Genomic DNA, 22,021 nt, shown 5'->3' with positions numbered 1-22,021 from the left:
GCACCTCGTCACCTCGGCGTCCATTCCCGTTCCGACGTCGAGGACCGAGCATGACGGTGTCTGAGGTTGTCCACCTCATTGCCCCTGGTCGACGCCCGCACCACGATCACATCGCCGGCGTCCTCGACATCCTCGACCGACAGCGCCGAAAGCCCTGAGAACACCGCACCGACCAGCATCGCCACTTGAGCCATAAATGATCATGACAACCCTCGACCCCCGTCACGGCCTGAGCCCACCGCGCCGCCACCGGAAGTGCGCCAGAGCCGCTCGTGTTTGACAGACCCGGTGCGTGAACCGGCGGCGGGACGATCGCGCCTACGGCAGTTGGTCGAGGAACCAGGTGGCGAGTTCCTCGGTGACCAGGGTGTGGGTGTCGCTCTGCGAGGAGAGTTTGACGGCGTGGAAGGGCGTCTCCTCCAGCTCGTCGTGGTCGATGGGGGTGTAGAGGTTGTCGTGGGTGTCGGGCTCCCGTAGGGCGATGGCGCTGACGGCCGGGACGAAGCAGTGCTCGCGGATGGGGTTGGTGACACCGAAGCCGAATGGCGCGAGCTTGTTGAGCCGGTCGGCGAGGATGCCGAAGCCGGCGAGGGTGCCGCCGGGTGCACCGTCGATGTCGGGCAGTCCGCTGGTGGAGACCTCGCCGGTGGTGAGGGTGAGGACGCGGAGCTTGGCGACGAGCTGGCCCTCGCCCTCGGACTGGGTGCGCAGCTTCGTTCCGGTGACGGTGATTCCTTTCCCGGTGAGGGCGTCGGCTCCGGGGCTGATGCCGTTGCCGGCGCCGGTGTCGGGACCGTTGGCCAGGGCGATCAGCCGGGTCTGCCTCGCCCGGGGCCAGTTGCCGACTTCCTCCAGCGCGCGCAGGAAGGCTTGACGCTGCTCGCTGGGGGCGGGCTTGTCGTCCCAGTGGGCGATGTGCTGCGACAGCAGCTCCTGGGCGGCGGGGCTGTTGATCTGGTCGGAGAAGGACGGGTTGAGCTTCTTGATGTAGTGCGCGAACGCTTGGAGGGCGATGGGGATCCAGGCGCCGGTGTGGGGGCTGTCGTAGGAGAAGTAGAGCTGCGCCTGGTGGTCGATGCCGACCGTCTCCATCTTGGCCAGGGCGTAGCGGGTGACCAAGCCGCCCATGCTGAAGCCGCCGACGGTCAGCGGGTGGTCGCCGCCGCGGCGGTCGATCGCCTCGATGACGGCCGCCATCGCCGTCTCAGCGTTCTGCAGGATCGACGCGCTGCGCTCGTGGTAGCCGACGAGGACGACGTCGCGGCCCCGGCGGCGGAGTTCGCTCAGGAGCGGGTACGGGCCGTACTCCAGCAGTTCCCAGGTGAGGCCGAGGTCGCTGGGGCCGGCGCTGAAGCCGTCGGCGATCAGGACCGGACGGGTGAGTTGGCCGTTGCCCTCGCCGTGGTAGACCCAGGCGGTGCCGTGGGGGAGGTCCCAGACGTCGCTGGGCGGGGGCGGGATGCGGTCGGTCTCCTGCGGGCCGGGTGCCAGGATGATCGGAGGGCCGGACCGGAGGGCTTCGGTGGCCTGTTCTTCGGTGGTGCTCACGGCATGCCTTTCTAGGGGTGGAGGCGCGGGGCACGCCTCGCGGATCGGAAGCCCAGGGGTGGGCTGCGGGACGTCGCGTCCGTCCCGGCAGTGCGAGGCTGGCGGGTCACCCTGTGTGCCGGCTTCAAAGCTGAAAGTAACAAGATTTCGGTGCGGGGGCGCAGCGGCAACCGGTCGGCAGCGACGCGTTCCCCCGTGTGAGCGAACGAGCGGCTTGGGCTGCGATGCCGGTGAAGCCCCCTGTGCAGGCGGGCGGTGCCGGCATCCCAGCACACGGTCTCCAACACGTAGTCGGAGCGGCCGGCGCCGCGTCAACGGCAAGTCGGGCTGATCGCGGTGTCCGCTGAAGCGGTTTGAACCGCCAGGGCGTGCTCCGCTCGTCCTCACGCACCGCCAGGCAAGCTTCCACCACGCGGTCGTCGAGATAGGACTCGCTGTCCTGCGCGACCTGGCAGACCGTGAGATCAGGAGCAACGGCATGACAGTGCGACTGCACCCAAGGTCGTCGCCACGGCCACCGGCAGCGCGATGGTGCTGCTCGACCGGGACTCGGGCCGGTACTTCGAGCTCAACGCCACCGGCGCCGCGATCGTCCGGTCCCTGACCGAGGGCACAGACCCGGTGCAGGAACTGCGCGGCGGAGGAACTGGTGACCCGCGTCGTCGGCTCGTTCCTGGCGGCCCTGCGGGCACCTGACCTTGGCGGTGACGCGGTGAGCAGACCGATCGCCGTCACCGCCGCGACACCGCTCGCGTGGTGGCGCCGTCCTCCGATGCTCGTCGCCGTGACCGTCACCTGGTGGCTGGCACGGCAGTCACCCGCACACATTCAGTCGGTGCTGACCGTGCTGCGGCGTGGGGCCCGCCCCGCCACCCACGCCCAAGCCGGGAAAGCCAAGAACGACGTGCTGGCCACCAGCGTGCAGTGCAACGGCGACGGCTGCATGCAATGCTCGCTGGCCACGGCCCTGCTGTGCCGACTGCGCGGCAGGTGGCCGACCTGGTGCACCGGGGTGCGCACCCAACCCTTTGGCGCACACGCCTGGGTCCAGGTCGACGGGCGCTCTGTCGCCGAACCACACCCCGACGACTACTACCGGCCGATGCACATCGTGCCCCCGCTCCGGGAACGCCCCGCACGGTGAGGAACGCTCAGCGCTGCGCGGGCAGTTGACGACGCGCCGCAGTGCGAGCCGGACCTGATCGCGATAGGCCGCACAGGCATGAACGCAACTCCCTGCTCGACTGTTGTAGGGGATCACGCGGTGAGCACAGGAGTGTCAGCGGCGGTCGGGTGGGATGGATTGGGGGAAGGTGAAGAAGTTGTCGGGGTCGACGACGGCTTTGACTTGTCGGAGTCTGTGGTGGTTGTCGCCGTGGTAGGCGATGAGCCAGTCGGTCAGTTCGGGGTCCATGCCGTTGGTGTAGCCGCCGGTGCCCAGGTGGGGCTGCATGGTGGCGTGCACCTCGCGCAGCCAGGTCAGGCGTTGGTCGACGTGGTCGGGGTCGGTGGACTGGTCCCAGTAGGAGTGGTACTGCACCACGCCGATCGCATCACGGTGCGGAAATGCCGTCGCGGTGGGTGCGACGTCGGAGACGGCGCCGCCGAGTGCCTCGATGAGCAGTCCGCCGGCTCCGCCGCAGCCGGGCATCTTGTCGACCGTGCCGACGAGGTCGTGTGCCGCCGCCGGGGTGATGGGGGTGCGGGCGATGTGGGACTTGGCGGCGAAGGCGACCCGTGCACCCCAGGTGCCGCCGCCCCAGCGTTCGGCTTCCGAGGTGGCTTGGACGTAGCCGGTCGGCACGAGGATGCGCTGGGTCTCGGGGCTGCCGATGGCGGCGATCATCCGGTCCAGCACGGGGTGCAGCTCGGCGGGGGTGCCGATGAACGTGCCGGTCACGGCCGGCGGCGCGGGGCTGCCTCGGTCGCTGAGCAGTTCGACCACGCTGCGGATCTCGCGTGGTGTGGCCGGGTCGGTGTGCCAGGCGGTCCAGCCTCGGAGCAGGGTGGGCAGGTCGCGTTCCGGCCAGGAGAGCAGGAACGTGGTGAAGGAGAGGTTCCTGGTGTCGGTGGTGGTGAACTCCAGGTCGGTGACGACGCCGAAGTTGCCGCCGCCACCGCCGCGCAAGGCCCAGAACAGGTCGGGATCGTTCTCCGCGTCGACCCGGCGCAGGCGGCCGTCGGCGGTCACGATCCCGACACTGGTGAGGTGGTCGCAGGCCAGGCCCCAGGCGCGGGTGAAGGCGCTCATGCCGCCGCCGAGGGTGACGCCGGCCAGGCCGACCGTGGGGCAGCGGCCCAGCGGCAGGCCGGCACCGGCGGCGGCCAGCGCGGAGTGCGCCTGCCCGGCCTTGACCCCGGCGCCGAACCGGGCGCGGCCGTCGGCGACCCTCGTGGTGTTGAGGGAGCTGACGTCGAGCACGAGGCCGGGGCCGGTGGAGTAGCCGGCGTAGCTGTGGCCGCCGGAGCGCAGTGCCAGCGGCAGGCGGTTGGCCTGGGCGTAGCGCACGCACTCGACCACGTCGTGCGGTGTGGCGGGGTAGACCATCGCCTGAGGGCGCACGGTGTCGAAGCGCTGGTTGACCAGCAGCCGGGCCTGCTCGTAGGCGGCGTCGCCCGGTTGCAGCACCATGCCGTGGATGCTCTCGGCGAGGTCGGCGAACCGCCGCCGGCGCGGCGCCGGGGCCGGCACGGCCGTCTTGGCGCGGCGCAGCGCGGTGAGGGCGTGCAGGTCGGCGAGCACCGGGTAGTCGAACGGCAGCGGCCGGGGCCCGACCTGGTCGGGTCGGGAGGTGAAGCCGCCGTCGTCGTCCTGGTGCGCGGTCAGGTAGGCGACGGCGCGCAGCGTGGCTTCGCGTGCGTCGTGGCGTGCCAACGCCGACAGGGTCTGTGCGGTGGACAGTACGTCGCTGGGCTCGTCCTCGGTGTGACCCCAGCCTCCGTCGGGGTGCTGTGTGGCGAGCAGCCGGGCAACCGCCCGTCGGGTGGCCTCCGCGACCCTGTCGTCGGCGGCGAGACCCGGTACGGCGTGCAACGCGTCCAGCACCCGCTGGATGGCGCTCGACTCGCTCACCGTCCAGCTGCGGTCGAAGGTGCCGTCGGGGAGTTGGGCGTCCAGCACGAAGTCGACGGCGCGCGTGAGCAGGTCGTGGTGGTGCTCCTGGTCCGGTGCCAGGGCGAGGATGGCGCCGGCGGTCACGTCCAGGTCCGGCTGGTCCCCGCGCACCCACGTGGGGAAGCCGCCACCGGGGTCGGCGATGGTGGTGAGGTAGCGGGTGGCGTCGGCCAGCGCGGTGTCGTACCGGCCCGGCGCGGCGTGGAGGAATTCCATGCACCTGGTCGTGGTGTCCACGTCGGTCTGGTGCATGCCCGTGGCGAACGGCCAGCCGCCGTCGGGGGCTTGCCAGAACGCGACGAACTCGGCCATCCGGCGGGTGAGCGGCGCGAGCCGCGGGTGGTGCACGTATTCCAGCCCGGCCACGGCGGTCAGCCACAAGTCTTGGCTGTCGAGGAACGGCATGCCGCCGTCGTCGTTGAGCGCGAGGGTGAACCGCAGCAGCCCGTCGGTCACCGCCCGGTCCTTCGGCCGGAAGGTGCGCACGGCGTGCAGGCCCAGCAGGTGGGTGGTGGCGCTGGCCTCCCACAGCAACCGGTTCCGGTCGCCGCGCAGAAGGGAGACGAGCCGGTCGCGCTCGGCGTCGGAGACGGTGTGCGGCCGTCCGCAGGCGTGGGCGTGGATGGTCCTGGTGGCCAGCAGGTGCACGTCGGTGAAGGTCGTGATCCCGTCCGGCGGCACGGCCGGTGGCGCGTCCCGGTGGTCGAGCGGGGTGCCGCACAGCAGGTGCAGCACGGTGCGCAGCATGACCTCCTTCAGCCGCCCACGGCCCGCAGTGCCCCGGTTCACCATCGAGGGCACCAGCGCGTCGGCGCGTTCGGATGCCCGTGCCGCCGTGTCGCGAGGGGACAGGCAGGCGTCGATCAGCAGGGCGTCGATGTCGTCGGCACCGGGCCGGCGTCGGAGCAGGAAATCGGTCAGCCGTTCCCGCTCGCGCGAGTGGGAGTCGTCGGCGCGCAGCAAAGCCAGCAGCAGCGCCGATTCCAGCACCCGACTGCCGCACCGGTCGTCCACCGCGCCCGTGCCGCGCACCGCGACCGCGAGGTGGCGCGTCAGCGGCGTGATGCCGCGCTCGCCGTGGCCGGGCAGGGCTCCGGGCGCGTTGCGGTGGGTCTCGCCCTGCCAGGCCAGCGCGCCGTCCCGCACGCGACGCAGCAGCGTGATCCGCGCTGGGTCACCGGTGGTGGCGTCGAAGTCGTCCAGGCGCCGTTCCAGCATCGCGCGCGCTTTCGCGGCGGCCTCGGGTAAGTCGCAGCCGTGCTCGCGGGCCAGCACTTCGACCAGGTTCTCGGTGCCCTCGGCCAGTTCACGTTTCGCGGAGGCGATGTCGTTGGCCCAGGCGATGATGTCCGCGGTGGCGTCGCGCAGGTCGTCCAGCGCCGGGTGTTCGGGCAGTGCGCGTTCGACCAGCGCGATCGTCGGCAACGCGGTGATCGTGTGCCGGCGCAGCGCCAGGTAGTCGGCCAAGCCCGGTTTCTCGCCCGAGGCACGCAGGTCGACCTCGATGCAGGTGGCGTCGGCGAACTGCCGGTAGAGCCGGACGAACCGCGCTGCCCAACCGGGCGCGGCCCCCGTGAGCGTCCGCGGCCACAAGTCCTTCAACGCCGCTACCGCCGGGTGCCCGCCCGGCGCGTCGACACCTTCCAGCACGCCGATCAATTGGTTCAACAGCGCGCGCACCTGTGCGGGCTCGGCTTGGTCGCGGTCGATGCCGTCGTCGACGAACGCGATGAACGCGCTCCACTGCGCGAGCAGGTTCAGGTCGGAGCGATCGGCGTCCGGTGCCGTCCAGCCGGCCATCCGGCCGTGGCCCATCCGGGCAAGAGCACGCTCGCTCTCCGAATCGGTGGTCAGGCCGATGCGGACGACCCAGTCGCGCACCTGCCGTTCGGTGGCGTCCCACTCGGGGTGGCAGGTGTGCGGCACGGCGACGATCATTCCGTCAACTAGCGCAACCGTCGATCTGCTGAACGCGTGAATACCTCACTCGATCGGTGACTTTCGTCCGCTTACTCACGCTGAGCCGTCGTGCATGGCATGACCCTCGATGTAGATCGTCTGCTCGCTGACCTCGAAGTCGTGGGCGACCTGCGCGACCGTGCGACTGGCTCTGATCAGCTCGGCACTTTGCGACGGAACTCCGACGGATAACTCCTGGGCATGCCGACCTCTCCCCGATGGCATCAGCATGACAGTCCGGTAACCCGACTCCACTGAATCCAGGGCACATCCGAGTCCCATCGAAGCCGGGCGGTTCAGGTGGGCGTTCTTGCTCGCTGAACACAGGCCCCGCGAATCGCGCAAGGGACACACATCCCTGGGCGGCCCATCCAAGACCAAGGAAGCTGCACTCGCGGGTGCACCCAGGGGTTCGCAAGAACGAACATCGAGCACGTGCGGTGACCCCGATGACGGTGTCGCGCCGACCGGCTTCCCCGAAGGGGCCACGGTATTCCACTGTCGGGTCACACGTCCGACGACAGCGGCGCGGGCCGCCGATTCCTGCCAGCATCGATCAGTGGTCGACGCGGTGTCGATCCCGGGCGCTGGAGGAATCTTGACGCTGCAAGAGTCGCACACCACGACATCGACTGATATCGGCGCCCATCAGGTGATGGACCTGTTCGCCGCCGACGACGGCCCTGTCGGGCACGACGTGTGGGAACACGTGCAGCGCGGTCTGATCTATCCGTCCCCGTACGCGGTCTTCGCGACTTTCTGGCGCGCCGAGGACAACGGTGCTCCCTCGCTGTCTCAGCTGTCCGCGATCCTCGCGGATCTGCGCAATGGGATCCACGCGGATTTCGGCAGTGCCCACACCACTGTCGTGGCAGGCATCGGGTTCCGCCTGTGGCACGAATGGTGCCGCGATGAAGGGATGAAGCCACCCAGGGGGATGCGGATGCGCTTCCCTTCGGGGGAGCGGGGGGTGGACGAGGGGTTCGCGTCGTCGAAGGTGTTCGAACGCTCGAACGGCACCTTCGTTGACTCCGGCGCGGACCTGTGGTTCCACATCAAGTCCACGAACCAGGACCACTGTCCCGCAGTGTTCGAACGACTCAACGCGATGCTGGCCGCGACTGGCCGCATCGACCCCACCAGAACCGTCCACCAACAGGCCGCCACCAAGTCGGTGCGCGAGGATCTGCGGGGCGGCAAGGTCGTGGGGTGCCGGTTCTCCGAGAACCTCAACAACCCCACCAGCCCGGTCAGCTTTCAGAAGCACACCCTCGTCGGTCTGGACGACCCGGACTACCTCGGCGCGTCGTTCGTTCTGACCCAGCGTTTCACCATCAACTGGTCGAATCTGCTGAACATGAACCCCGACCAGATCGAGGACCTGGTCGGTCGTACCGCCGACGACGTCATCATCCCGTCCCGCGACGACCGCAGCCACATCAGCCGCTCCCGCGTGCAGGACGAGGCCGGTGACACCACCCCGCTGCTGCGGCTGAGCCTTCCCTACGGCAGCTCTCCCGCCCTGGGTGACGACGATCTGCTGGCCAAGGGCGCCAGCCGCCGTGACGAGAAGGGCATCTACTTCGCCGGTTTCGCGAACTCGGTCGCGACGCTGGAGAAGATCATGGACCAGCAGATCGGGTCGAACGACGGTTTCATGGCCGATCGGTTGCTGTCGAACGTGCGGTCCGACCTCGGCGGGTTCTACTTCATCCCGAGCCAGCTCAACCTGCGGCTGGACCCCACACCGGTGCCGGACCTGGCGCAGTCGTGGGACAGCTTCCCGGGCGTGGACTGGGACCGGCTCGACCGGCACTTCGACCGCCGCTCGAAGAACGGCTACATGTACTACAACCACCACGACTACATGCATCGCATGTCCACGATCCCCGCGGACCAGCGGGAGCACTGCCGACCGCCCTCGGGGCGGGTGCTGCGGCTGCTGGAAAGCACGTTCTCCCGCTGGCAAGACGGCTGGTACTTCGACCGCGCGCAGCAGGAGCTGGAGCACCTGTCGTCCTACGTCGAGCGGTACGCCGGGGTCGAGCAGGCCCGCAAGGTGATGGCCCTGCCGGTGGTGGAGCGCATGGGCTGGGCCATCAAGATCGGCTTGGGCAAGGTGTTCGCGAGCCACGACTATGGGTTCCGCGGCCGGCGGCGCGAGAACGGCAGGACCGTCAACGGCGCCGACACCTACCACATCGAGCCGGCCGAGCTGATCGTCGGCGGGATGCCCAACCTGGGGCTGGGGCAGGGCAAGTACGTCATCGACTACACCCGCGAGGACGAGCAGCTGCAGAACTTCTTCCGCGGCCTGAGCGCGGCCTCCGGTGTCGGCCACGTCGTCCCGGACTACCAGCGCCTGCTGGACAGGGGCCTGGACGGGCTGATCACGGAGGTGACGGCCAAGCTCGACACCACCGATGACGAGGGCAAGCGGCAGTTCTACCGCGCGGTCGTGCTGGCACTGGAGGGCGTCAGCGACCACTGTCTGGCCTTCGCCGACCTGGCCGCCCAGCTCGCTCACGACACCAAGCCGTCCCAGCGTGCCGAGCTGGAGAACCTGCTGGCGATTCACGGCCGGATGCGCAAGCTGGCCCACCAGCCGCCCGACACGCTCCTCGAAGCCGCGCAGCTGATCTTCACCCTGCACTCCTGCCTGCACCTGATGGGCGAGCCGACCGCCATCGGCCGACTCGACCAGCTTCTGGAGCCCTTCCGCGAGCGCGACGACCGACTCGGTCTGATCACCGCCGAGCAGGCGCAGGAGATCATCGACTGCTTCTGGGTCAAGCTCGGCGAGAAGGTCCTGTGGAACCGGACGTTCGTGGAGGACCACCAGCCCTTCGGCAACATGGCGATGGGCGGGTTCAGCGGCAACTACCCCCAAGGCGGCGCCAACAACCAGTGGGTCCAGCAGATCACGATCGGTGGGACGCTGGCGGACGGGGCGCCCGGCGAGGGCACGCCGGCCTACAACGACACGACGATGCTGTGCCTGCTCGCGGCCCGCAGGCTGCCGCTCAACGCGCCGTGCCTGTCGCTGCGCGTACGACCGGACATGCCCCGCAAGTACGCCGAGGAAGCAGCGCGGGCGCTGCTCAGCGGCGGCGCGCACCCCATCCTGCTCAACGACGCCAAGATCATCCCCGGACTGGTGCGCAGCGGTGAGCACATCGGCGACGGCACGGAGCGCACCGAGTTCACCCCCGTCCGGGAGAAGGCGGGCGAGCTCTGGCGCAGCGAGGTACCGCTCGACGTCGCCCGCGACTACGCCTGCGACGGCTGCTACGAACCCCAGTTTGTCGGCAAGAACTGGTTCACCCTCGGCCAGGTCAACATGCTGCACGCGCTGGAGGCCACCCTCAACCAGGGCAAGTCCTGGCTGACCGCCGGACCGATGTACTTCCGCGGGCAGAAGGTGTCGTTCACCTCGCCCAAGCCCGCCGACATCACCTCCTTCGAGCAGCTGCTGGAGCTGTACTTCAAGCACGTGCGCTGGATGTACGCCAAGCAGGTCGACGGCCAGCTGGCGGCGTTCGGTCAAATGAGCGACGTGTGCCCCTCGCCCCTGTTGTCCTGCTTCATCGACGACTGCGTCGAGACCGGGCTGGACTACTACGCCGGCGGCGCCCGCTACAACGTCATCGCACCCGGTCTGATCGCCCTGCCGAACGCCATCAACTCGCTCTTGGCGATCAAGCACCTGGTGTACGAGCCCACCACCGCCGCCACCTCCCTGCCCGAGCTGGTCGAGGCCCTGATGTGCGACTGGGGCGAGTCCATGGCCGAACCGTTCACCAACTCGACGGTGGGCGCCGGCCGCATCGCCGCCCACGCCGAACGCTTCCGCGACCTGCGCAGGGCCGCGCTGGCGCTGCCCCGCTACGGCAGGGGCGTCAAGGACGTCGACGACTTCGGCAACAGGTTCCTGCGCCGGGTCTCCGACACCGTGGTCTCCGTCCTCACCCTGCCCGCTGCGCCCACCGCCCGCACCATGGTCGAACTGGCCAAGCGCATCGGGACTCCCGAGCGTCCCTTTGGCGTCCAGCTCCAACCCGGCGTGGGCACCTTCGAGAACTACCTGGAGTTCGGCGCGGCCACCGGCGCCTCCCCGGACGGACGACGACGCGGTGAAACACTGACCTCCGACCTCAGCCCCGCCCCCAGCCCCGTCGACCTGCCCGTCGACCACCAGGAGAAGGGCATCATCGCCTCGCTGCGCGGTTTCAGCGGCGACGGCGCGGAAGCCCTGTGGGACGCCGCACCCACCGACTTCAACATCTGCGAGAACTTCCCCCACGAAGCCCTCGTGCAGGTCATCGAGGAGTTCGCCCGCGGCACCGGCTCCAACCTGCTCACCATCACCTGCGCCGACCCCGAGACCATGACCGAGGCACGCCGCGACCCCGAGCAGTACGACCTGCTGCGCGTCCGCATGGGCGGCTGGAGCGAGTACTTCATCAGCATGTTCCCCGACCACCAGCACCAGCACCAGCGCCGCCCGATCAGCACGGCTGACATCCCGTCCCCGACGGTGTCACACGACCTGTCAGCCTCTACCGAGCCACCGCAGCACACAGCAGGCACCCCACCGATCCCGGCCACATCGGGGTGACGACCGCAGCGACACCGAGCCACACCCGTGATCGCGGCACTCCGGTCGGCGCGGGTGCTCGGCCCGCCGCGCCGGCGTGTCGGATCCAGGACTGTGCGCACCGACCCTGTCAAGCGCGATGACAAGGCTCGGTCCACGGTGATGCGTCACCGGAACGGATGGCCGGAGTTGCCGGTCGTCAGCGGACGGGCTTCACTCCGATGGCCGGTCGAAACGAGGGGTCCCAGGATGCGTCCACGGCTGCGCGCCGACGTGCGGTATGTGAGAAGCCCGGACGGGGTGTACGTGCACGGCTTCGCGGGTGCCTGCACGCTGACCGGTGGCGCGAGCTACGAGTGGCTGGACCGCCTGGCTCCGTTCCTCACCGGCGAACATGTACTGGGCGACCTCGTCGCGCCGCTGGCGCCCGACCAGCGGGCGGTGGTGGAGAAGGTCGTCAACGCCCTGTTCGACCAGCGGTTGCTGGTCAACGCGCTCGACGACGAGCCGCACTCGCTCAGTGCGGAGGAGCGGCGGGTCTACGCGCCGGAGATCGAGTTCGTCCGGTACGCGGTCGACTCCGCCGAGCACCGGTTCGAGCGGCTGCGGTCGGCCCGGATCATGCTGCTCGGTGCCGGACCGGTGTTGGCGGCGCTGGTGGCGGCGGGGTTGCACTCGGGCTGGCGGCTGGTGCGGGTGCACGCGCCGGCGGACGAGGTCGACGACCTGCGCGTCGTGGCCCGCGGTGCGATGCGCGACGACGCGCAGGACGTGCGGGTCAACGCGGGTCCGCCGGCCGGCGGCGCGGCCGACCTCGTGCTGTGCGTGTCGGACCGGGTCTCCGAACTGGTGGAGAGGGCGCGGTCGGGGCCGGCGGTCGGGCAGGTGCTGGTGGGCGGCACGGAGGCATGGGTGACCGCGGTCGGGCCGGCGGAGCGGGTCGCGGCGGAGTCGTGCTGGCGGCGCTTGGGCGCGTGGCGGGGTGCGGAGGCCGTCGACGGTTTGCTGACCGGGCCGGTGCCGGACGTGGTCGCGTCGCACGTGGCGTTGTCGTGCTTCTCATACCTGACCGGGATGGCCGACGAGGTCGAGGAGCCGCTGTTGACGCGGATCGACCTGCGGGACCTGACGGCCCGCACATACCGGCCCCGGCCGTGGGAGGTGACCGTCCGGCCGGAGGTCCGGATGGACGACGTGGTCGCGGACGGGCTCCACGAGCGGGTCCGGCCGTTCGTCGACGAGCGGGTCGGCGTGCTGGGGCGGTGGGACGAGGACGACCTGCCGCAGGTACCGCTGGCGGTGTGTCGGGCGACGGTGTCCGACCCGGGGGCGGTGCTCCCCGCCTGGGCGCCGGCGCCCTCGGTGACCGGTTGGGGAACCGACCGGGACGAAGCCAGGGCACGTGCCGCTCTGGCCGGCCTGGCGACGTACGCGAGCCTGGTCGACCCGGGCGGTGAGCGCGTCGACCTGCTCACCGGCCGGGCGTGCGTGGTACCGGGGGTCGACCTCCGTGTCTCGTACCGGGCGCCGGTGGGGGTGGCCGCCGGGCGATCGTGGGGTGACGCGGTCACAGCAGGGCTGCGAGCGCACTGCGAGGCGCTGCTCGCAGTGCACGGGGACGACGTGCGACGCGCCGACTTGGCGGCCCAGGTGCGGGACGAAAGGGCGGCGGGGCTGCTGCGTCTGCTCCTGGCCGCGGACGTGGATCTGATGTGGGCCGACCTGGGCCGGGTGCTCGGCGTGCCGGCCTTCGCGTTCCGCGCGGGCGGGGTGTCGGTCACGACCTGCGCGAGCACCGCCGCCGAGGCGCTGCGTGACGGCCTGGAACGCCTGCTGGTGCACTGGCAGTGCGGTGAGCCGGTGGACACGGTGCCGACGCGGTGGCCGGTGGAGATCGCCGCGCCGCGGCCGGGCCCGCCCGCCGACGATCCGCGCTGCCAGGCCCTGGCGGCGGCGCTGCGCCGCGCGGGACCCACCCCCGTCGCGATCGCGCTGCGGGCCGACGACGAGGTGCGCGCCCTGGCGCCCTGCCTGGTCCGGGTGGTGCTCGACGATGACTGACCTGCTGGCGAGCGGTCCCATCACGGCACCGCACGGGGACTCCGGACGGGTGCGACTGCTCGGTCCGGACCGGTTGCGCGCGGCCCTGGTCGAGGTGCTGGGCGCCGGTCGCCTTGCCCCCACCACTGCCGCGGCGGACGAGGCCTGGCTGCCCGTCCGGGTGGACGGACCACAGGTGCTGATCGGTCCTGTGGTCCTACCGTCGACGCCCGGCTGCCTGACCTGCGCCGAACGGCGGCGGGACGCGAACCGCCCCGACCGGTTGGGCTGGGTCGCGCTGCGCCGGGAGTTCGGTGCCGACCCGGCGGACACCCCCAATCCCCTGATGACCACGGTGTCCGTGAACATGGTCGCCGCGCTGGTGGCCGACGAGTTCGAACGGCTGACCCGGACCGGCGAACCGGCCCGCACGCGCGGTGCCGTGCTGGTGTTGTCCCTGACCACCGGCCTGATCACCCGGCACACGCTCATGGCGGATCCGCTGTGCCCCGACTGCGCCGACCTGCCCGAGGACACCCCGTGGTCGGTGATGGTGCGCAGGCCACTGTCCAAACCGCACCCGGTGGTCTTGCGGACCGGCACTCTCGACGGCCGGTGGGACGACCTGCTCGAATCCTATGTGGATTCGGAATTCGGTGTGATCAGCTCGATCGCGGCCGGTTCACCGTACGGGATCCCCACGGCGGTCGCCCGGCTCGGCGCACCCCGGCCCGACGACACCGAGCGGCACGGCTACGGCCGCACCGGCGACTTCCGCTCCGCGCGCCTCACCGCGATCACCGAGGCGCTGGAGCGGTACGGCAGCCTGAGGCCACTCGGACGGCGTACCGCAGTGCTGGCACCGTACGAGGAGGTCGCGGATCGGGCGGTCGACCCGCGTGACCTGGGCCTGTACCCCGACGAGTGGTACGACCAGCCCGGTTTCCCGTTCGCCCGCTTCGACCCCCGCCGCCCGTTGGCCTGGGTCTGGGGCTATTCGTTTCGGCGAGCGGAACCGGTGCTGGTGCCGGAGAGCTACGCCTACTACGGCGCTCGCAGCCGCTCGCAGGATCCCGCCCTGGCCTACGAGTGCTCCAACGGGTGCGCCCTGGGCGGGTGCCTGGAGGAGGCGATCCTCCACGGCCTGCTGGAGATCGCGGAGCGGGACGCGTTCCTGATGACCTGGTACGCACGCCTTCCGGCGCCCAGGCTGGATCTGGCTTCGGGGCGGGATCGACACATCCCCGTGCTCGCGGAGATGGTGCGCCTGCGCTGGGGCTATGAGGTGTTCGCCTACTCCATGATGCTGGAGCAGCGTGTCCCGGCGGTGCTGGTGCTCGCTGTCGACGCGCACCACCGGCCTGGGGTGCCGCTGCACGCGTGCAGCGCCGCCGCGCACCCGGATCCGGAACGGGCCCTGCGTGCCGCCCTGGCCGATGCCGCCTCGGTGACCGGCAGTCGAATGGAGCGGTTCGACGCCGAGCGGGCCGCCCGGATGGTCGCCGACCCCGACGAGGTCCGGGAGATGTCCGACCACGTCCTGCTGGGCGGGCACCCCGATACGGCCGGGCGGTTCTCCTTCCTGGACACCACCGGGCACCCGACCCTGACGCTGCCCGACCTCGCCGCGCAGGCCGACTGGCCGCGGCACCACGACCTCGGGGACGACCTGGCCGAGTTGGCCGGGCGCTACCTGGGCACCGGGCTGGACGTCATCGTGGTCGACACCACGACACCCGAGCAGCGAGCGGGCGGTTTCGCCGGTGCGAAGGTCATCGTGCCGGGAACGTTGCCGATGACCTTCGGCCACCGCTTCCGCCGCACGCACGGCATCCCGCGCTTGGCCACCGTGCCCCGCCTGCTCGGCTACAGGTCGACCGACCTGCCGTCCGAGGACGTCAACCCGCACCCCCATCCGTTCCCATGACCCGCCAGAAGGCTCCCGACTCGGTCACACCCGAGGCCGGTCCTGTCCCAGGGGAGGCGACCCGCCGCTACCTGCGGGCGCTCGCCGAACGAGGTTCCGTGTCCGTCGACTGGAGCGCCGCGCCGCCGACGTACAAGCGCTACCCGACCGCCGGGCGTGTGGTGCTGCCCTGGCGGGCACCGTCGCCGGTCGGCGACCTGCTGCGTGGCCTGCTCGGCGTCACCCGGGCGGAGTGGACCCACCGGGCGGGGGTGCGGCTCAAGCGGCCTGCGCCCTCCGGTGGTGCGCTCTACCCGATCGAGGCCTACGTCGCGCTCGGCGATCCCGCGGGGCTCTACCACTACGACGCCGCCCACCACGCGCTGGACCTGGTCCGCGCCGGAGACCACCGGCCCTTGCTCCGCGCGTCGCTGACCTGCCCGCCGGCCGAGGTGCCCGACATGGTGGTCGTGCTGACCGCGGTCTTCTGGCGCAACGGCTTCAAGTACCGGGACTTCGCCTACCGCCTGCACTGCCAGGAGGTCGGCGTGCTCGGTGCCCAGGTCTTGGTGTTGGGTGAGTCGCTGGGCGTGGACACCTCGGTGCACCTGCGGTTCGACGACGCTGCCTGCCAGTCGTTGCTGGGCTTCGATCCGAGCCGGGAAGGTGTGCTCGCCGCGTTCACGTGCACCTCCGGCGCCGGAGCCATCAAGGGCCCGCTACCCCGATCCTTCACGACCGGCGAGGACCATCCGCCGTCGAGCGTGGTCGGCCTGCTGCCACACCTGTCCGCGCTGCACGCGGCTGCTGCCGCCGCGACCGGCTCCGGGGTGCTGCCGGCTCTACCACCGGTACCGGCCGGTCCGCTCGTCGCACTGCCCGCCCCGCGTGTGTTGCGTCTGGCCGATGGGCTGCCCCTGCGGGGATCGCCGGAAATCGGCTTTCTTCCCTGGGAGATCGACGCGCGTGACCTGGCGGCGATCCTGGCGCACGCGTCGGCGGGGTACCGGGGCGACCTGCCCGGCTGCCACCGGACGCCCGTCACGCTGACACCGCACGTCCTCGTGCAGCGGGTCCGCGGTGTCCCGGCCGGTGCGTACCGGTACGACCCCGACACCGGCGGGCTGGTCGCCACCGCCGGGACCGGCCGGGTCGAGACCGGTCCTCTCCAACTCGATACCAGGCAGGCGCTGCCCGAGGCTGCGGCCGTCCTGGTGCCGGCCGGTGACCAGACGGCCGGGATCACCGGCTTCGGCGACCGCTGGTACCGGCTGCAGCAGGCCGAGGCCGGTCTGGTCGTGCACCGCGGTGCGCTCGCTGCCGCGGCAGCCGGGCTCGCGGCACGCATCCACTCCGACGGCACCAACCCGATCACCGATGCCGTACTGGGACTCTCCGGCCCGGTGCACGGCCTGTCTTGTCTGCTCCTGGGGGCGCCCCGCCCTGGAATGACAGTGACGGCCCCGCTCAGGTGACAGGTACGGGGCCGCACGCGTCAATGTGCCGATCCGGTTCGAGTGCGCGACCACTGCGATGGCGTGACACGCATGTACGACCGGGATTCGGCGGGGATCACTCGCACGTGTGGTTTCGGTTCGGGGTTTCCGGACATTCGTGTTGACCAGGTCAAGGCCCATACATCCGGGCGTCGACGCTCCCGGTTTCCGAGTTTCTCCGTAGGGTGGCAGGCGGGTGTCACACGCTTGTGTGGTTCCACAGTGGACGTCGGGGAAGTCGTGGTGCACTGGCAGGGTGCGTGTTTGATCCGGCACGCCGACATCCCAATAAGGAGACGATCACCCGTGCATTCCATCGAGCCTGTGTTGAACATTGACGACCTTCGCGTGGAGACCATCGGTGTCATCCCGGCCGTGAACCCGGAGGACCTGACCCAGGGATATGGGCTCACTGAGTTGGAGGCGTCGTGCAACACCTGCCAGTGCTGGGCCAGCTGCGTCGCGGACTGATCCGACAGAGGTGAACAAGAGTCGATCCCGCGTGGAGGGGCCACCACCGGCGGTGGTGGCCCCTCCACCAGCACACCCGGGCCAGTCGACAGCCGACTTCGTCACCGGCGGCGTGTTCGGCGTCCGGGTAGGCGGCGCGCCCGTGGCCGACCTCGACGCGCTGCGGTGCGAACGCACATGGACCACGGCGCAGCAGGTCGTAGGACTCACCCGGTGGCTGAGGGCCGAAGGAATGACACTGTCCGACCTGCTGCGGCCGGTGATCGGTCGCTGCGCGGATGAGGACAGACCGCTGCTGGTCGCGTTGCGGCGCGCGGTGTTCCAGGGCAAGCGACCCAATAGTCGCGTGTGGACAGCGCGTCATGTGTTGCCCCACGACACCCGTGCCCGGGTCGAGCATTGGGCGCGCGAACTGGCGCGAGCCGGTGAGCTGACCGGACGGGTGCCAGCTCTGCTGGCCGAGGAGCAGACCGCCGCCCGCGAGGCGCTGCGGGTGGCGGCCGGGCGGGACGCGTTCAGGCTCGGCCTGGTGCTGGGCAGCCCCGACCTGACCCGGTCCGTCGCCCGGTGGCTCGACGACCCGCAGGCCCAGGCACCGCGCGCCGGCGGCCTGGCGAGCCTGGCGAGGTACCTCGCCCGCGCGGCGGTCAAGCCGAGTCCGTACGCGTCGTTCACCCTGAGCGGTCTGGGCGGGTGGACGGACGGCGGCCCGGCCGTAGCCACCTCGGGCGACCTGCGGTGGCGCGGTGTCCCGGAGCTGGACCGGATGGTGGTGCTGGCGCTGTGGTCCGCCCTGGCCGAACACCCGGACACGCGTGACCACGTGCGACTGCGGACCAACCCCGCGGTCGAGGATGTGGGTGAGCGGCTGTGGTTTCCTGCCGCGACGCCCGGCGAGCCGATCGTCTGCGTCGCCGCGACGGACGCGGTGCGCGCGGTGCTGGCACTCCTCCGCACGGAGCCGGAATCGACACCGGGGTCGCTGGCCGGCACACCGCCCGCCGAACCCGTGCGTGCCTTCGTCGCCGAGCTGGTGGCGGTCGGCCTGTTGGAGCGGTGCCGTCCGTTCTCCGACCAGTCGGCCGATCCGCTGGAGCAGCTGGCGCGGTGGGTCGACGAGCACGTCGCCGGCTCACCGTGGCCGCCGCGGCTGCGTGAGCTGTGGGCGGCGGTGGACGGCTACCGCGTGCTGGCCACGGCCGCCGAACGCCGCGAACGGCTCCAGCACGTCCGTCACCTGCTCGACGGTCTGCTCACCGACCTCGGGCGGGCACCGTGGCCGCCGAACCGGCCGGTGCTGCTGGAGAACGCGGTCCTACCCCGACCGGCGGTCGTCTGCTCGCGTGAGCGGTGGCGTCCCGTCCTCGAAGACCTGGCGGCGGTGCGCGGGTTCCTCGGCATCCTGGACCGCTCCCTGCCGGTCAAGCTGCGGCTCGCCGAGTTCTTCCGATCCCGGGTTGATTCCCGGGAGCTGGTGCCGTTCCCGAGGCTGTACCGCGAGTACCGCGCCGACGGCGGCGACCGATCCCCGGTGCTCACGGACCTGTGGCGATCCGTCGCGGCCGGGCTGTACGGCGGCGACGACGGGGTCGGGGATACCGTGTCGGTGGACCCGCAGGTGCTCGCGAAGCTCGCGGCGTCCTGGCCCGCCCACGTCCGTGCGCCGCAGTCGGTGTGTTGCTACGGGCAGGAGCTGCCCGGCGAGGACGGTCCGCGGCTGGTGCTCAACACCGTGCGCACCGGCTACGGCTGGGGAATCACACGGATCGAGCACCTGCTCACCACCGCGGGCAGCACTGTGCCGGCCCGCACGCCGGTCCCCACCGGTCCGGACATCGTCCTCGCCGAGTGCCGGGCCGCGTTCGGTTCGCAGCTCAACCAGCGCGCGCCAGCGGTCTCCCATGCTATCGACTACCCGGGCGGACAACCTTCCGACGGTAAAGCGGAACAGCTGTCGCTCAACGACCTGTGGGTCCGGCAGGACCCGACGCGCGGCCGGCTGCTGCTGTGCGACCGCCGCGGCCGGCAGGTGCGCCCGCTCGCGCTGGGGATGCTCGTGGAGCACGCGCTGCCGCCCGCGCTGCGGTTCCTGGTAGCGGTGTTCGGTGAGCCGCAGACCGCGTTCGCGCCACACCCCCAGCTCGACGGTGTCGGCTGGCGGCCCGCGATCGACGGCGTCCAGCGCCGACCGCGGCTGGAGGTCGGTCGCGTCGTGCTCGCCCGAGCCGGTTGGCGGGTTCCGGCCGCGGCCATGCCCACACGGGCCAAGGGGCAGTCGGACGCGGACTTCCTGCTCGAACTCGCGCACTGGCGCGACCGGCACACCATTCCACAGCGGTGTTTCGTCCGCGTCCCAGGCCGCCGCTTCGGCTCCGCGGGTAAACCGGTCTACCTCGACTTCGCCAACTGGTTCCTGCTGTCCGCCCTGCCGCGGCCCGACACGGCGGTGGTGCTCGAGGAAGCACTGCCCGCACCGGCGGACGCCCCACACCACGGCGTCCACGGGCAGCGGGTCACCGAGTACGTTTTCGAGCTGTCCGCGACGGACCCGCATGGCTGAACCGGCCGGCTGGGTCAGCGCGCACATCTTCCACCGCGGCGACCAGGACCTGCTCATCACGAGTGCCCTGGCCCCGGTGTGCCAGGAACTGACCCGCGCCGGACGCGTCGACAGCTGGTTCTTCCTGCGCTACTGGGAGGGCGGACCGCACGTTCGGCTCCGCCTGCACGCCACGGCGCACGCGGACGAGGTCCGGGCGATCGTGGCGCGGACGTGCCGCCACCACCTGGCCACCCACCCGTCACCGCCCGACGACTGGTCCCAGCACAGCTACGAGCCACTCGCCCGCCGGCTCGCGAACGGTGAGCGCATGTCCCGGTGGGACAACCGGTTGCGACCGGTCGACACCGTCGAGTTCAGCACCTACCGGCCCGAGCACCACGCCTACGGCGACGGCGCGGCGCTGGCGGCGGTCGAGCGACACTTCACCGAGTCCAGCCTCGTCGCCGTGCCGCTCCTGACCGCCGACCCGCAACGACGGGCGGCGGTCGCGCTGGCCATGCTGACGCTGGCCGTCGCGGTGTGCCAACCCGACCCGGCCCGGGCGGGCGCCGGACTCGCCGCGCTGCGAGCACCGCAACCACCGGAGTTCTACCGGGCCCACCGTGACGAGTTGCGCGACCAAGCCCGGCATCTGTGGCCACTCGCGTCCTCCGCCCCCACGTCGGCCGACCCGCTCGCGGTCTGGGCGCGCTCCGTCCACACCCTGCACGCGGCACTGACCCGGGCTCGGGCGGAGGACGGATTCACGCCCACGGACGCGCTGTCGCCGTTCGCGAGCCTGGCCCGCGCGCTGCGTCCCGAGGACCCGGCCGTGCCCTACGTCGTCCTGCGCTGCGCGCACCTGCTGTGCAACCGCCTCGGCATGCCCACGGCCACCGAGTCACAGCTCGCCTCCCTCACCGCGCGAACGCTGTCCGAACTCGACTGTTCCGAGAACGAGGTGACCACACCGTGACCGCCTGGCACTGCGTGCACGTCTACTACTACAACCCGGACAAGGACGGGCTGATTCTCGACGCTATCCGCCCCCTCTTCGCACAGCTGCGCTCCCGAGTGGACGCCATCTACCTGACACCGCACTGGCGACAGGGACCGCATCTCCGGCTGTTCGCCAAGACCGATCCGGACACATGGACCCAGGTGGTCCGCCCCCGGATCGACTCCCTCATCGGTGACTACCTCGCGGCTCACCCCTCCACGACCGAACCCGACGTGGGCCGCGAACTGGCTCAACACCGCCTTCTCGCCCAGCGTGAGCGCGAGCTCGGTCCGCTGACCCCGTGGTTCCCGGACAACTCCATCCACGAAGAGCCCCCCGCTCCCCGGTCGCACGTGATCCCCAACGCGGAGACCCGGGAGCTGGTGAACGCGTTCGCCGCCGACGCCACACCTGTGTTGTTCCAGATGCTCGAACGGGTCCGCACCGCGCAGGACGTCAAAGAACTGCTCGCACTGGAGCTGATGCTGGCCACCTCGGCGACCGCGATGCCCCCGATCACCGCCAGCTTCGCGTCCTACCGCTCACACGCCGAGGGGTTCCTGCACTCATGCGGTGATCCCGCCGCAGTCCGCGCCGCGTTTGACGCCCACTACGACACCCGGCGAGAGGCCCTCGTCGATCGAACCCGTGCGGTGCTCGCCACGCTGGACGGCACCGCGGACGCCGCGCCGCTCGCCCGCCAGTGGGCCGCCCTGTGCCAGGAGTACGGCCACCGAGTCATGCCGCTCATCGAACACGACCTGGTCTTCCCTCCACCGGCCAGCGAACACCCAGCCACGACCCGTGCCCCGATGCACGAGCTGATGTTCGGCAACCGCGCCTACCGGGAGGCCGTCTTCGAGAACAAGGACTTCCTGCGCTACCGGTTCCTCCTCAACTGCACGTACCACCAGGTGAACCGACTCGGCCTCACCCCCTACGAGCGATTGCGCACCTGTCACGCGGCCGCAAACGCGGTGGAGGAGATTTACGGCATCTCCGCGATCGACCGCATCCACGCCTTCGTCGAGCGCAACCCCGACCGGTGACCGGAACGCCGTCCGTCAGCGGACGCTGAAACAACGGGCCATCGACTCGTGCGCCACGGTGTACCCGACGATGTGGCCGATCCTGTGCTCGACATCACCGTTGTCGTCGGTCAACTCGATGCTCGTGGACCACTGAGTAATCAGTTCAGAATGAGCTGGCGTGTCGCCTGCACCCGTGGCGTCGGGCGCTCCCAGATCGCGGAGTGTGTTTACGTAACCGAGCACCGTCCATCACGCGGATGCTGCACCCATTTGGACGTGCCAGAGGGCTCCAGACTGCTCCGAATAGGTCTATCTC

The 22,021-nt window shown here is 70.8% G+C and carries 13 protein-coding genes; 10 read left to right on the top strand and 3 right to left on the bottom strand.

All coding sequences use genetic code 11. The features are described 5' to 3' along the window. Positions 1-8: 8 nt before the first annotated feature. Positions 9-185, bottom strand: coding sequence for a hypothetical protein (locus J2S66_RS14250; protein WP_310307493.1), 177 nt, complete (start codon positions 183-185; stop codon positions 9-11). A 133-nt stretch (positions 186-318) separates the two neighbouring features. Continuing rightward, complete coding sequence (locus J2S66_RS14245; RefSeq protein WP_310307492.1) at positions 319-1,548, bottom strand: lipase family alpha/beta hydrolase; 1,230 nt, start codon at positions 1,546-1,548, stop codon at positions 319-321. A gap of 528 nt (positions 1,549-2,076) precedes the next feature. On the opposite strand from J2S66_RS14245, the gene J2S66_RS37155 reads away from it, so the two are divergent. Together J2S66_RS37155 and J2S66_RS14240 are read left to right on the top strand one after the other, a co-directional pair. After that, on the top strand, positions 2,077-2,244 hold the full coding sequence (locus J2S66_RS37155) for a PqqD family peptide modification chaperone (RefSeq protein WP_374726079.1): 168 nt from the start codon (positions 2,077-2,079) through the stop codon (positions 2,242-2,244). After that, positions 2,198-2,692 carry a lasso peptide biosynthesis B2 protein gene (locus tag J2S66_RS14240; RefSeq protein ID WP_310307491.1) on the top strand — a complete coding sequence of 165 codons (495 nt, stop codon included), beginning with the start codon at positions 2,198-2,200 and terminating at the stop codon, positions 2,690-2,692. The genes J2S66_RS37155 and J2S66_RS14240 overlap by 47 nt, the downstream gene beginning before the upstream one ends. 135 nt (positions 2,693-2,827) lie before the next feature. Here J2S66_RS14240 and J2S66_RS14235 read toward each other — a convergent pair whose 3' ends face one another. Then, positions 2,828-6,601 (bottom strand): terpene synthase family protein, encoded by a 3,774-nt coding sequence (locus J2S66_RS14235; protein ID WP_310307489.1) that lies wholly within the window; start codon positions 6,599-6,601, stop codon positions 2,828-2,830. A gap of 331 nt (positions 6,602-6,932) precedes the next feature. On the opposite strand from J2S66_RS14235, the gene J2S66_RS14230 reads away from it, so the two are divergent. From J2S66_RS14230 to J2S66_RS14200, 8 genes are all read left to right on the top strand, one after another. Next, positions 6,933-11,240, top strand: coding sequence for a Dyp-type peroxidase (locus tag J2S66_RS14230; protein ID WP_310307488.1), 4,308 nt, complete (start codon positions 6,933-6,935; stop codon positions 11,238-11,240). A 261-nt stretch (positions 11,241-11,501) separates the two neighbouring features. Continuing rightward, the gene (locus tag J2S66_RS14225) at positions 11,502-13,280 is read left to right on the top strand and encodes a hypothetical protein (protein WP_310307487.1); all 1,779 of its coding nucleotides are present in this window, start codon (positions 11,502-11,504) and stop codon (positions 13,278-13,280) included. Further along, positions 13,273-15,186, top strand: coding sequence for a TOMM precursor leader peptide-binding protein (locus J2S66_RS14220; RefSeq protein ID WP_310307486.1), 1,914 nt, complete (start codon positions 13,273-13,275; stop codon positions 15,184-15,186). The genes J2S66_RS14225 and J2S66_RS14220 overlap by 8 nt, the downstream gene beginning before the upstream one ends. A gap of 98 nt (positions 15,187-15,284) precedes the next feature. Further along, positions 15,285-16,640 carry a SagB/ThcOx family dehydrogenase gene (locus J2S66_RS14215; protein ID WP_310307485.1) on the top strand — a complete coding sequence of 452 codons (1,356 nt, stop codon included), beginning with the start codon at positions 15,285-15,287 and terminating at the stop codon, positions 16,638-16,640. A gap of 72 nt (positions 16,641-16,712) precedes the next feature. After that, positions 16,713-17,132, top strand: coding sequence for a thiomuracin/GE37468 family thiazolyl RiPP peptide (locus tag J2S66_RS37150; protein WP_374726078.1), 420 nt, complete (start codon positions 16,713-16,715; stop codon positions 17,130-17,132). A gap of 232 nt (positions 17,133-17,364) precedes the next feature. Then, positions 17,365-19,692, top strand: a complete 2,328-nt coding sequence (locus J2S66_RS14210; RefSeq protein WP_310307483.1) for a lantibiotic dehydratase — start codon at positions 17,365-17,367, stop codon at positions 19,690-19,692. Then, positions 19,685-20,650 (top strand): thiopeptide-type bacteriocin biosynthesis protein, encoded by a 966-nt coding sequence (locus J2S66_RS14205; RefSeq protein WP_310307482.1) that lies wholly within the window; start codon positions 19,685-19,687, stop codon positions 20,648-20,650. Before J2S66_RS14210 ends, J2S66_RS14205 begins: the two co-directional genes overlap by 8 nt. Next, the gene (locus tag J2S66_RS14200; RefSeq protein WP_310307480.1) at positions 20,647-21,723 is read left to right on the top strand and encodes a thiopeptide maturation pyridine synthase; all 1,077 of its coding nucleotides are present in this window, start codon (positions 20,647-20,649) and stop codon (positions 21,721-21,723) included. The genes J2S66_RS14205 and J2S66_RS14200 overlap by 4 nt, the downstream gene beginning before the upstream one ends. Positions 21,724-22,021: the final 298 nt, after the last annotated feature.

Origin of the sequence: Saccharothrix longispora (assembly GCF_031455225.1) — a bacterium.
Taxonomy (GTDB): Bacteria; Actinomycetota; Actinomycetes; order Mycobacteriales; family Pseudonocardiaceae; genus Actinosynnema; species Actinosynnema longispora.
Note: the sequence above shows the minus strand (reverse complement) of the source record. Positions and strands in the feature narration are given on the sequence as shown.

Coding starts and splice junctions, on each gene's coding strand:
- J2S66_RS37155 (WP_374726079.1), top strand. CDS start 2,077: ATGGTGCTGCTCGACCGGGACTCGGGCCGGTACTTCGAGCTCAACGCC.
- J2S66_RS14235 (WP_310307489.1), bottom strand. CDS start 6,601: ATGATCGTCGCCGTGCCGCACACCTGCCACCCCGAGTGGGACGCCACC.
- J2S66_RS14220 (WP_310307486.1), top strand. CDS start 13,273: ATGACTGACCTGCTGGCGAGCGGTCCCATCACGGCACCGCACGGGGAC.
- J2S66_RS37150 (WP_374726078.1), top strand. CDS start 16,713: ATGTACGACCGGGATTCGGCGGGGATCACTCGCACGTGTGGTTTCGGT.
- J2S66_RS14210 (WP_310307483.1), top strand. CDS start 17,365: ATGACACTGTCCGACCTGCTGCGGCCGGTGATCGGTCGCTGCGCGGAT.
- J2S66_RS14205 (WP_310307482.1), top strand. CDS start 19,685: ATGGCTGAACCGGCCGGCTGGGTCAGCGCGCACATCTTCCACCGCGGC.